11 protein-coding genes are annotated in these 12,496 nt (G+C 57.7%); 6 read left to right on the plus strand and 5 right to left on the minus strand.

Features of this window, described 5'->3' with window-relative positions:
• Positions 1-414: 414 nt before the first annotated feature.
• Positions 415-1,293: a polyphosphate kinase 2 gene (ppk2, locus tag SH410x_RS11450; protein WP_473676626.1), complete on the plus strand. Its 879-nt coding sequence runs from the start codon at positions 415-417 to the stop codon at positions 1,291-1,293.
• A 146-nt stretch (positions 1,294-1,439) separates the two neighbouring features.
• Here ppk2 and SH410x_RS11455 read toward each other — a convergent pair whose 3' ends face one another.
• A complete protein-coding gene (locus SH410x_RS11455; RefSeq protein WP_473676627.1) occupies positions 1,440-2,528 on the minus strand; it encodes a dihydrodipicolinate synthase family protein in 1,089 nt (362 codons plus the stop codon).
• Positions 2,529-2,531: 3 nt separating this feature from the next.
• The gene (locus SH410x_RS11460) at positions 2,532-3,557 is read right to left on the minus strand and encodes an NAD-dependent epimerase/dehydratase family protein (protein WP_473676628.1); all 1,026 of its coding nucleotides are present in this window, start codon (positions 3,555-3,557) and stop codon (positions 2,532-2,534) included.
• Positions 3,558-3,804: 247 nt separating this feature from the next.
• Here SH410x_RS11460 and SH410x_RS11465 point away from each other — a divergent pair, with 247 nt between their 5' ends.
• Entirely contained in the window at positions 3,805-4,044 is a 240-nt protein-coding gene (locus SH410x_RS11465; RefSeq protein WP_473676629.1) for a divalent metal cation transporter, read from the plus strand.
• 81 nt (positions 4,045-4,125) lie between these two features.
• Positions 4,126-5,097 (plus strand): sugar phosphate isomerase/epimerase family protein, encoded by a 972-nt coding sequence (locus SH410x_RS11470; RefSeq protein WP_473676630.1) that lies wholly within the window; start codon positions 4,126-4,128, stop codon positions 5,095-5,097.
• Positions 5,098-5,132: 35 nt separating this feature from the next.
• Here the strand turns inward: SH410x_RS11470 and SH410x_RS11475 are convergent, their stop codons facing one another.
• From SH410x_RS11475 to efp, 3 genes are read right to left on the minus strand one after another with little or no spacing between them, the layout of a single operon-like run.
• Positions 5,133-6,449, minus strand: a complete 1,317-nt coding sequence (locus SH410x_RS11475) for a hypothetical protein (RefSeq protein ID WP_473676631.1) — start codon at positions 6,447-6,449, stop codon at positions 5,133-5,135.
• Entirely contained in the window at positions 6,446-7,780 is a 1,335-nt protein-coding gene (locus SH410x_RS11480; RefSeq protein ID WP_473676632.1) for a B12-binding domain-containing radical SAM protein, read from the minus strand. Before SH410x_RS11480 ends, SH410x_RS11475 begins: the two co-directional genes overlap by 4 nt.
• A 15-nt stretch (positions 7,781-7,795) precedes the next feature.
• A complete protein-coding gene (gene efp / locus SH410x_RS11485; protein ID WP_473676633.1) occupies positions 7,796-8,365 on the minus strand; it encodes an elongation factor P in 570 nt (189 codons plus the stop codon).
• Between the two features lie 33 nt (positions 8,366-8,398).
• Here efp and epmB point away from each other — a divergent pair, with 33 nt between their 5' ends.
• From epmB to SH410x_RS11500, 3 genes are all read left to right on the plus strand, one after another.
• Entirely contained in the window at positions 8,399-9,526 is a 1,128-nt protein-coding gene (epmB, locus tag SH410x_RS11490) for an EF-P beta-lysylation protein EpmB (RefSeq protein WP_473676634.1), read from the plus strand.
• Between the two features lie 49 nt (positions 9,527-9,575).
• A complete protein-coding gene (locus SH410x_RS11495) occupies positions 9,576-11,243 on the plus strand; it encodes an ABC transporter permease subunit (protein ID WP_473677302.1) in 1,668 nt (555 codons plus the stop codon).
• Between the two features lie 317 nt (positions 11,244-11,560).
• Positions 11,561-12,382 carry a hypothetical protein gene (locus tag SH410x_RS11500; protein WP_473676635.1) on the plus strand — a complete coding sequence of 274 codons (822 nt, stop codon included), beginning with the start codon at positions 11,561-11,563 and terminating at the stop codon, positions 12,380-12,382.
• The last annotated feature ends 114 nt before the right edge of the window (positions 12,383-12,496 follow it).

Consider the following 12,496-nt stretch of genomic DNA (forward strand, 5'->3'; position numbering starts at 1 on the left):
GAGCAGTCACGGGCCATCTCGGTACTTCGATCGCACCACGACCTCCTCGATCTGGTTGCCACTGACAAGCACACCCTACGATGCATGCCCCATGCTACTTTCGTGTAAACTAGCGGTAAATTGCTGTTGGTGCACTCTTGGGTCCCAGCGGCGAGGTGTCCAATAGCGAGGCGACAGCGAGACAATGAAACGCGTTGAATCCACGGCGGCTACCGTCATCAGACGTTGGAATCTACGTTCTGGTGAATGCAGCGTCCAGCCGGATTCATCCGCTGTCGCGAATGAAGGAATGAGCGGAAAATGACTGTCTGAAATTGTGGTCGAACGCTCCGCGGTCAATCATTCTGACCGCGGAGCGTTCGACCACTTATTTTCCGCTCCTAAACTGCTACGCCATGATTCAAAGGTGCTCACGTGAACAAGCAAAGTACAAATGAGAGTAGACGCATCGATCAACTCGATCAATCGAGATCCGATGGGTTGCTCCTCGGCACCGGCGATGTGGTCGCACCGAAGCATCGAATTGACAGCAAGTCGTACAAGAAAGAACTCAGGCGACTGCACGTGGAACTGGTCAAGATGCAGGAGTGGGTGAAGCACGAGAAACTGAAAGTCGTCGTCGTATTCGAGGGACGTGATGCCGCGGGGAAAGGTGGCACGATTAAACGGATCACTCAGTGCCTCAATCCGCGGATCTGCCGCGTCGTTGCGTTGGGACGACCAACCGAGCGAGAAACCACCAGTTGGTATTTCCAGAGATATGTCGCTCATCTACCGGCGGCCGGCGAAATCGTCCTGTTTGATCGCAGCTGGTACAACCGCGCGGGCGTCGAACACGTGATGGGGTTCTGTAGCGACAAGCAGTACCAAGAGTTTCTGCGATCATGTCCAGAGTTCGAACGCATGTTGGTTCGCTCGGGAATCATCTTGATCAAGTACTGGTTTTCAGTAAGCGATAAAGAGCAAGAGAGTCGATTTCAAAAGCGGATGAATGATCCAACGCGCAGCTGGAAACTCAGCCCGATGGACGTCGAGTCACGATCCCGCTGGATTGAATATTCTCGCGCAAAGGACACCATGTTCGCTCATACCGACATCAAACAAGCACCATGGCACGTGGTCAAAGCTGACGTGAAAAAGTGTGCGAGACTGAATTGCATTTCGCATCTGCTGAGTATGATCCAATACAAAGATTTGACGCCCGTTCCCCCGGAACTGGGAGATCGTCCCCACGAAGGTGGTTACATGCGCACGCCCCATGACGATCAAACCTTCATACCCGAGGTCTGGTGAGCACGGAATCGAGTGGCACCGGCAGCGGGATGCTCCCGGCAAAGTGAATCAAAACAATGGTGTGGTTCGGTTGCAGCGAGACAACATCACTGCCCCCCACTCCCGTCGCCAGACGGTGGCCCCACGCTCTGGCGAGCGTAGCTACGTCAGTTTTCTTCGTGCGCCGTTAGCCAATGGTCTCGATTCTCACGCACAAATGCATCGTCGCTCAGATGTGGATACGCGGCAATCACGCGATCGATTTCCTCCGATTGACCTGGCGAGAGCACCTCATCGGGGTTCAGGCACCACGTTCCCGATAATAAACCCTGCCGCCGCAAGACTTCGTGGATTCCAGGGATACAGCCGGCAAAGTCGTTCGCAGCATCAAAGAAGGCTGCGTTGCAATCGGTCACTTCGACGTTCCGGCGGAGCAGTTCACAGGGGAGGTCTCCGCCGCGATCGAGTACCCCGTGGATTTCCTTGAGCAGCTCGACGGCCGTACGCGTCCATACGCTCCAGTGCCCGAGCAGTCCACCACGAATGCGGACCGACTTGACCCCGGTTGCCGTGACGATGCGATAGGGAGTCAACAGGTCAGCGATGATGTTGTCGTCATTGCCGGTATAGAGAGTGATCGTATCCTCCCGACCTGCATCACAAACGGCGCGAACGACATCCAATGTCTGATAGCGATTAAAGGGTGCCAGCTTGATCGCAAGTACGTTGCCAATTTCCGCAAACTCGCGCCAGAAGCGATATGGCAATACGCGACCCCCGACGGCGGGTTGCAGATAGAAACCGACGACCGGCATGACTTCGGCGACTTCTCGGCAGTGCGCGACCAAATCGTCGATGCTGTTGTCCGCCATCGCTGCCAGGCTCAACAAACAAGCATGATATCGCTGCGACACAGCGAACTCCGCTTCGCGGATCGCTTGAGACGTCTTCCCGCAGACGCCCGCGACTTTGAACAGTTCCCTGCCTTGGGAACCGGCGTACTCATCAATGACCTCCGATGCGAGTCGCAGCACCGGTTCAAATAATCCGATCGCCGGATCTCGGATTTCGAATTGAGTCGAATGAACACCGACCGCGATCCCTCCCACGCCTGCGTCGATGTAGTAACGCGTTAAAGCTGTTTGGCGTCGCGGGTCGAATTGTCGATTGGCGTTCAGTGCGAGAGGTTGCGCCGGGATCACCATCCCTTTGCGTACACGTGAGCGGACCATGGTGGGCAGGTCGCTGATATTCATGAATCAATAGGCTCCGTCACTAACTTCAAAATGGGTTGGCTTGCCCAGCGAACGACCGCCCGACTCGATCCAATGAGCCTGCCAACGAATGAGTTGTTCGGCGCTGACCGATGGTGGGCCGAACAGCTTTCTCGCCTGGGAGCTATCGCTCAAATAGGACGCGTCGCCCGACCTTGTCGAGAATCGGGCTGGCTTATTGAGCAACTCGCCCAGTTGACGAGCGACGTCTTCGGTCGCGAGCGTTTCAGGCCCGGTCACATTAATAATGTTTGCCGGCGTCGTGCAGTGTCCTAGGCACGTCAATGCCTGACGATTGGCATCGCCCTGCCAGATGATGTTGAAGGCCGGCGCCGAAACGTCGACAGGCTGGTCATGCCAGATTTTTGTAGCGATGTCGTGCAACACACCGTAGCGAAGATCGATGGCGTAGTTCAACCGGTACAGACAAACCGGCGTTCCCCACGCGTTGCTCGCGTACTCAAACATCCGTTCGCGGCCCAAGCACGACTGAGCGTACTCGCCGATCGGTGCCGGCGGGATACTCTCGTCTGGTGCACTGCCGGCGCGAGCCAGGGGGTAAACACAACCGGTCGAGAACGCAACGATGTGGGAGTCACGAAAGTGGTCGGCGACATTTGCCGGCGCCATCGTATTCATTGCCCACGTCAGAGGTTCGTCGCCACCGGTGCCGAACTTGCGTCCTGCCATGAATAAGACATTGCGGACCTTGGGAAGCTTGGCGACCGCGTCACGGTCCAACAGGTCGCACTGGATGGTCCTGACTCCGGCGGATTCCAAGCGATCGCGAGCATCGGGGGCCGAAAATCTCGCAACGCCGTAGACGTTTTTGGGAACGCCCGCTTTCTCGATCGCCGCCACGGCCAATTGTCCGAGGCTAACGCCCATCTTCCCTGCGATCCCCAAGATAATGAGATCGCCTTCGAGCTGACGCATGAACTCAACCAGTCCATCGGTCGGCTGGGCAAGGAACGAATCGAGTTGCGATTCCGTTTCGATCAAGTCAGGCAAGATGAGAGTCTTTCGTTAAAAGGGATAGTCGTGGATCGCTCCGCCGATCCTACATCGCCGCAGCAGAGCGGGCGACATCATCATGCGGTTTGCTTGGACACTGTTTCACGCCGATCTCACAAACCGGTTGGTGGTCGTGTGCATCGAATCACTATCCTAACAGGCTGTTGATTCCGTCGAACATCGACCGGCAATTATACGCCGAATGCCGCCCGGCGTCGGGTAACGCGACCGCTGGCTTCGCATCATGACCACGCTCATTTCGTTAACCGGAAAGGTCGTGTCCCCGGCGGCTCTGCTTCTGGACTTTGGCCGAACGCCCACAATCATCATGGCCCAAGCGGTTACTGTCGTGGGGGCTCCATTGGCCGCGATCGTATTTTTGTGGTTGGCCAATCGCAAGGATATGATGGGAGATCAGGTCAACGGTCCAGTCACCCAGGTGGTCCAACCATACCGTGAAACCATGGCCTCCGAACAACGGTAGCGGTGACGATTGGTACAATACAAATGCTCACCCCACGCATCTACTTACCGCGTTACCGCGGCCTTGGAGGAGATCACTCTCATGAACCATTTACAACTCAATCGTCGACAACTCGCTAGCTCCACCGCCGCATTGGCGACGGCTTCGATTTTGAGCAACCGGCTCGGTCAGCCACGGGTTGCTAACGCCACGGAACCCGAGTTACCCAATGCTAGTGAACGGCGGCCCAATCCGATTGCTGTTTCGACGTATTCGTATTGGCGTTATCGAGACGACAGCAAGTTGTCGATCGAAGAGTGCGTGAATCTGGCTGGGGAAACGGGGTTCGACGCGGTCGAAATTTTGCATGTTCAGATGGAAGACCAATCGCCTGCGACGCTGCAGCGAATCAAGCAGCGTGCGTTTCGCTGGGGCATGAGTTTGTGCGGGCTTTCCACCCACCAGTCATTTGTGACTCCTGATCGGGCGCAGCGTCAGAAGAATGTTGACCACACGATTCGTTGCATCGAGCTGGCTTACGCGATGGGGATTCCGACCATTCGCGTCAATACCGGACGCTGGGGCACTTCGGGTGACTTCGATGAATTGATGGCGAACAAGGGCATCGAACCGCAACTCGAGGGTTATACCGATGACGAAGGATTCGCTTGGGTCCGCGAAGGATTCGAGAAGTGTCTACCAACTGCTGAGAAGTGCGGCGTCGTGCTCGGGCTGGAGAATCACTGGGGGCTCGGTCGAACGGCCGCGGGCGTACTTCGAGTGTTAGGTGAGATTAATTCACCCTGGCTGCGTGCGACGCTGGACACTGGCAACTTTTTGGAAAACCAGTATGAGCAGTATGCACAGCTCGCCCCCGAAGCGGTCTTCGTTCAGGCAAAAACCTACTACGGTGGCGGTACCTGGTACACGCTCGACATCGACTACGGACGAGTCGCCAAGATCCTCCGTGATGTCGATTATCGCGGCTACATTTCGCTCGAATTCGAGGGCAGCGAATCGTACCAGACCGCGGTTCCCAAAAGTCTCGCGATGCTCCGTAACGCGTTTGCGTAGCCTGCCCCTAACCGGCAGGCGGTGTTCCCGCCTGCTCAGTCTTGGTCGGCTTGGAGGGGTGACAAGTCCTCCTTTTCGCCGGATTCCCGGCGAGATTCGGCGGCATTGAATTCCGCTTGCTTGCGCACCTGTTCGAGTGTTTGGAGTATCGCGGCGCGATGGGCGATCGTGGCCGCATCACCGATGTCCAGCCGCTGTAGGTCTTGCAGCGACTCGATCGCGCGTTCGACCAGTCGGGGGTCCTGCTGGGGGAAATGCCTCTGAAGGTATCCCTGTTCTTGTGTACCTTGAAACCACCCCTGTTGTCGCAAGGCGATCTCGTCGGCTTGCACCATCAATGTGTCAATGATCCAACGTGGGCACTGGGTGCTCTCGATTCCGGCGATGAGTTGGGCAATCGCGGGTGATTGACTGTCACGTTCCGGGAACGTGGGTGGCGGGTCCCAAACAATTGGAAAGGCAGCTTGGCCATCGCGTGTCATCATTTCAATGGCCTCGACGACTTTTTTATCGCGGAGCAGCATGTCGACCTCGGTGGCCCGGTACAAACGAGGCTGGAATACGCTGGCGCCGGCCAGCAGCAAACATGTCGCCGTGATTGGTATCCACCACACCCTCCGATGCATCCTGCCGACGAGGGCACGAAGTTCGTGTTCCGGATCATGTTTGCCACGGAGCATACCGATCGCTGCCAGCCCCATGACAATCATTGGGATCACTCCGTAAAAACAGATCATCAGGACACTGTCCTGATAGTCCACCAAAATCTGTTGTGCCTGAGTCAAACGAATTCCGCCCATGATGGATACCATGGATAGATTCGCTGCCAACAGTGCCACAAACGCAATCATCATGCATGGCAACAGCACCCACGACAGCACTGCGAGCATCGGGACGGCGAACTGGATTGCGATGACGCGACTGAATAGCAGGACACGCCAGACCGAGACGATCGAGAGCATCGTCAGGTTGAACTTCAATGCGCTCACTTCATCGGTCATGGTCTCAATCGGGATCGCGTACAGCCACGCCAGCGGTGCGGTCATCCAGTAACCCGTCATGAACACACGATAGTCGCGCCACAGGTTTTGGCTTCTGCGGCCGATGGAGACCAAGCCAATCGTGACGAACAGAAAGATGATGGAACCAATCAGCAGCGAGGCAGCAAAGGGGGCTGTCAGATCCCGCGGATCATGGAGCCAACTCACCGCGTCATATTCTCGCGCCAGTGCGGCCGTCGCTACTAACGCGAGTGCCAACCAGATTGCTTTCGGGCAACGCTGCACGCGCTGGATGGATGATCGCACGCCGAACAGGAACAGCAGTGGATCGCGAAGTCGTAGGGTGGTCATCGTGTTCTCGCAATCGCTCGAATGGATTTTTGAATCGTGTCGCGTCTGTGCTGCATCTCTTCACGAAATACACGGGATACGAGACCGTGAAATGCGTTCCGCAACTGCTCGGCTGTCATCCGATCCGGTTGATAGACGACGTCGAACAGCGTATAGCGAGAAAAGTCTCCCGGCAGGAGCCGGTCGGCTGCCTTGAGGGAATGATAGAGGCTGGTGCCGGGAAATGGAGTTTGCAGCGTCAATTGGACTTCACCCATCGATGCGGTTTCCAAGAAATCACCGAGTCGCTCGATCGACTCAGCCGTTTCGCCATCGGCACCGACGATAAAACACGCGTTGACCACAATACCAGCGGCCTGAATGGTCTCGACGGCATCGATCATGCGTTGCCAAGCGGCTGTTTTGGCCCCCATTCCTCGATAGCGAAAAACACTCGACTCCAAACCGATCAATGTTTGTCGACATCCGCTCGCCGCTATCTGACGCAGCAGCTCCGGGCGCTCGGCAATCCGCCAATCCGACTCGGTAAACCACCGGGCACGACTTTGGCGGAGTGCGTCAAGCATCGGCCCATGGTCGCGGTCGCTGGCGAACGTGTTGTCATCGGCCAGTTCGATCCACGGCCGCGGCTGCATCGCGGTGATCGCGGCGAGTTCGTGTTCGATTTGACCATTGGTCTTCGTCCGTGCTGGCCCCAGCAGACGACTGGCGGCGCAGAATGAACACGCCCACGGGCAGCCCCGCATCGTCTGCAGGGTATAGCGAGGCGGCGCATCGGTGCCCATTAACTCCCAGCGTGGTGTCGGTGACCTGGCGAGCGAATAGGTGCCATTGGCCGAGTAGCGACGCTGCAAGCGGTCCGCCTCGAAATCGGCCAGCAACTTTGGCAGCGTGACTTCGCCGTCGCCACAGGCGACAACATCGAAGTGCCGTTCGCAGGACGCTGGTGCCGCGGTGGCGTGCAGTCCACCGACGACTGTGACGATTCGCTTTCCGCTAAGGCCCTGCCGGCCAATCCGTTCACTGATCCGCGCCGCACGATCCGCTGCGGGCGTCAGGCACGAGAAAGCCACGACGTGGGGGCGATGTTGCAGGATCCGATCGACAAGATCGGCCTCATCGCCGACGCCGTCGTCGCTGACTAAGTCGACGTCCCAGTCCGCTGGCGCGGTCGCCGCGATCGTCAGCAATCCCAGCGGTGGTAGCTGAGCCAAGGCAGCGGCCCGCCGGGCGAGTCCCGGTAGGCTCATCCCGCGGGCGAGCAACTCGTCGTGACCCACCCGCAGACCGCTCATCGATACAAGGGTCAGCCGGTGCCGTTTGTTGATCACGAAGAGTTGATTTTGCTAGTTACTGACGCGTTCGACGTATTCCCCAGTGATCGTGCTGATCTTGATGACGTTGCCTTCTTTGATGAATCCAGGCACGAGGAATTCCGCCCCTGTTTCCATTTTCGCGGGCTTCGTCACGTTCGTGGCGGTGTCACCCTTGGTGCCGGGGGCCGTTTCGACGACTTCGAGTTGCACGTGCTGGGGTGGTTCGACAATGATCGCCTGACCATTGTATAACGTCATCGAGCATTCCATGCCGTCTTTGAGGTATCTCCAGATGTCGCCGGCAACGTCGGAGGAAACTTCGTATTGCTCGAATGTTTCCCCGTCCATGAACACGTAGTCTTCAGCCTGACGATACAGGAACTGCACCGAGGTGGTCTCGACGTCAGCGGATTCAAGTGAATCACCGCCTTTGTAGGTGCGGTCGAGCGTGGTGCCACGGATCAGATTTTTCATCTTGCACTTGTACATGGCGTTGCCCTTACCGGGTTTGACGAACATCATCTCAGTCATCAAGTACGGTTCGCCATCGATTTGGATTTTCAGGCCCTTGCGAAAATCGCTTGTATTGTAACTTGCCACGGGCGGCTCCACTCCCAAACGGAAAAGAATTCAGTGATTGTAAATCGGAAGGCCGAGAGTTTAACGAGCGAGGGTCAGGTTGTCCCACCCCATGCGGGCAAAGATTTTACCACTTCGCTCGGGCTCGACAAATCTTTTCAGCTGCCGATCCCGCCGGCAGAAGATGCCTGGCTCGATTCAATGCGCCAGACGATCCGCTCCAGCGCCGAGCTGCGGCGGGTCTTGGCCCTCGGCACGGTGCCTGCCCGCGGAGCCGATGGGCAGGTCGCCAATGCGTCCGGTGACGAGGAAAACTACGATTTTCCCGTCTTTGTGCCCCGGGAGTTTGCCGCCCGCATGCGGCCTGGCGATGCGCGGGACCCCTTGCTGCTGCAGGTCATGCCCGTTCCCGAAGAGGGGGTCGAGGTTGCGGGGTTCAGCACCGATCCCGTCGGCGATTTGCATGCCAATGTTGCTCCAGGCGTGCTGCATAAATACGCCGCCCGGGCGTTGGTGATCACGACGGGGGCCTGCGGGGTGCATTGCCGATACTGCTTCCGCCGTGCATTCCCTTACCACGAGACCGGCTCGCGGAGCCAAGCCTACGAGCCGTCGCTGGCGTATCTGCGGCAGCGCAGCGATATCGAGGAGGTGATTTTGAGCGGCGGTGACCCGCTGACCATGACCGACGACGCCTTGGACGCTTTGATCGCAAAAGTTGAAGCGATCGAGCATATCGTGCGATTGCGAATTCATTCGCGGATGCCCATCGTGATCCCGTCACGCGTGAATCGTTCCCTGATCGAGCGATTGCGCGCCTCCCGATTGACGGTGTGGATGGTCGTGCACAGCAACCATGCCGCGGAAATTGACGCGGAAACGTCTGCGGCGCTGCAGCGGATGGTGAACGCGGGGATCCCGGTACTCAACCAATCCGTGCTGCTGCGGGACGTCAACGACTCGGTCGACGCGCTCGAGTCACTCTCACGAGCTCTGATCGATTGTCGGGTGATGCCCTATTATTTGCATCAGCTCGATCGTGTGGCCGGTGCCGCCCACTTCGAAGTGCCCGCAGAGCGTGGTCGGGAGCTGATTGCGCAGCTAGAATCGCGGTTGCCGGGTTTCGCGGTACCACGTTATGTGAGCGAAATCGCAGGCGAGAAATCCAAAACGCGATTGTAGACATCATCTTCATGAGAAACATGTGAACACCCACGCGTCGCGATCCCGCCTGCCCGCACGCTGGAACTTGCCGGTCGGCTTGGGGCTGAAAAACAATCCCGTGCTGCAGCGTGAACTGCTGGTAAATCTGCGTACCAATCGCGCGTTCATTCTACTAGCGGTCTATCAGGTTTTGCTCGCTGCGGTCACCTGGATTGCCTGGCCACGCGACGTTCATCTGGATTTGACGCAGAATCCACCCTCGGCCCGGCGGTTGGTGGATTTGTTTTTTCTCGGGCAGTACGTCATCGCCTCGTTGATCGCCCCCAGTTTCGCGGCGGGGACGATCTCGGGGGAGAAAGAACGCCAGACCTACGAGATGCTGTTGGCCAGCCCACTGCGGCCGGGAGCGATCGTAATGGGGAAACTCGTCGCCGCACTGACGCACTTGGCACTGCTGATTGTCGCTTCGCTGCCAATTATCGTGCTATTCCTACCGCTCGGTGGCGTCAGTGTGTACGAGGTCGCGGCGGCCTATCTGGGGTTGTTCGTCTCGGTGATCTTATTCGGATCGATCGGCGTGTTCTGTAGCAGCTATTTTTCTCGTACCAGCAATTCACTCGTCGTCAGCTATCTCGTCATCCTGCCGCTGGTTATCGGCGGTGTGTTGATGTGGCAGGCACTCGCCGCCGACGGGCTGCTGCGTTTGAAGGTGATCGTGTTTGTCATCCCCGCCTTTGCCATCGCGGCGGTGATCTTGATGGGCGCCGCCACGGCCAGCCGATTGCTGTATCCGCCCGATGTGGGCAGCGAAGGCAAGGAGATCATTGACCTCGAACAGGAGGCCGCCCAGGCCGTTGGCTTGGTCATCCAGCCGGATCAGTTCCCCGATCGTTTGTTTGCACCTCCCCGCCGCGATTCGTTGATGGAAGACGGCGTGAATCCGGTGTACCACAAAGAGATCCACGGCGAAATCTTCAGCCAAGGCACGTTGATGCTGCGGTTGGTCATCCAGATCAGCATCTTGCTGGCGATTCCACTGATGGGCGTGTTGCTGTTTTGGAAGACGCCGCAGGCACCCTGGTTCGCCGTCTACGTCATCGTTTTTAACCTGCTCGTCGGACCTGTCTTCTTAGCAGGGGCGTTCACCAGCGAACGGGAACGGCAAACCCTCGATATGCTGCTGACGACGACTCTTTCGCCGTGGCGGATCTTTTGGGGGAAATTTGTCGTCGGATTCCGCGTGGCGTTCGTCCTGACCAGCTTCCTGGTGTGGCCCATGCTGCTCGGGTTGTTGCTCAATCCTGACTTCTATTCGAACTGGGGATTGGTCGCCGGCATGTTCGCGATCCCAGTCATGGTGGCGGTTGTCAATGCATTTGTGGCGATCACCGCATCTCTCTATCAGACCCGGACGTCGATGGCGTTGATGACAACCTACGTCGTCTTGATCGTGTTGTACGTCATCCCGACTGGATTGAGCACGCTCGTCGCCACGCTGAACCTCTCGGCATCAACCCAACGATTCGTCGATTTCATCGGCGTGACCAGCCCGTTCCGCGCATTGTTCGAATTGCCGATGGATCATCATCTGCTGCAAGTCGATGAGATTTCCCAAGCCTATCATGGCAGCCCGCTCTTTGTGTTCGGGTATTTCGCCTGCAGCGTCATCGTGATTGCCATCTCCCTGTTTCTAATTGCTGCTAGAATGAAGCGTCTGGGGGGCCACCTCGAGTGAGGCTCGTCCGCCGCAGCGCAGTTTATTGAATGGACGATCGACTTCGGCACCGCAATAGGAACTACGTGACATAACAGGCTGTCGATTTAATGAGCCGAATGCCGTCAGGCAACGCGGGATCAATAACTGGGGTAGTGGATCTTGTTAAAGATCCATCCAGAACAGGATCTTTAACAAGATCCACTACGGTAAACCCGTCACTTATTGTTCCTGGTGTCCTAAGGCATCGGGTAACGCGAGCCACCCGGCCGCTCACGCGACTCGGCTCAATCGACTGCCCGTTCAAGATCCACCCCAGGAAACCCAAGGCGTTTTCATTGTCACTCTTTAGCAAGCATTCGAAGTACCACGTCGCACGCCTGCTGGTACTGGCCGTCATGATCGTTCCCGCAATGCTGGGGTGGATGCCACTACTTTTTGCGACCGACGCCGTCAACGAACACGGCCATCGCGAATTCGGCTTGCGCGATCTCCCCGCCCCACCGGCCGACATCAAGGTGTGGTTGGACCGCGGCGAGGTGACATTTCTGATCGGCGGCGAGCGACCGTCGGTGGTCGATCCGAGCCGCTCGGCGGGAGCGAAACGAGGGCGTTTTGATGCCGAGACACGCTACCACATGAGCTACTCATTCAAGAGTCGCTGCCGCTGGCACTGGGCCGATACTTCACGCTCGCAGCGGCTGGCCATCGGAGTTCGCTATGAACAGCTCGAGTTGGAGGTCGAACACCAAGTTTGGCTCCGGGAGATGCCGGAACTCAGCACTTTCTGGGACTCACCACTGGTTCGCCACGAACTCGATCACATTCGGTTGTCGAGCGATCCTCGCTTAGCGGCGCGTTTCGCCACAGCGGTCAAGAAACGTGACCGAATCGAACTGACGCGAGAGCAGAGCGCTCTCGTACTCGCCGCAGCAACGAGACGTTTGAATCATGGCGGGAGACGGTATCGGTCAATCTTGAACGCTCTCGGTTCAGACGACGCACAGCGCTGGTTGGATGAGCAACTGCAAGTCGAATTTGCGCGTACCTTGGACCTCGTCGAAATTCGGTACCAAGAACTCGACCGGCAAACCGACCATGGACGCGGGCCTGTACCGGTGGCCGGTGAGTTGAGCGAATGGTTGTCGCCCGCTGAGTAGCAGCGAACAAACTTTGTCCGCTGCGGATGAATTCTGTCCGCTGGCGGGCGGAGAATTTTGGGGGCCCAAACGCGTCGGCGGAGGGGGCTGGCCGCGCACCCCGCTGCTTGACGG

This window comes from Rhodopirellula sp. SH410, from assembly GCF_055811895.1.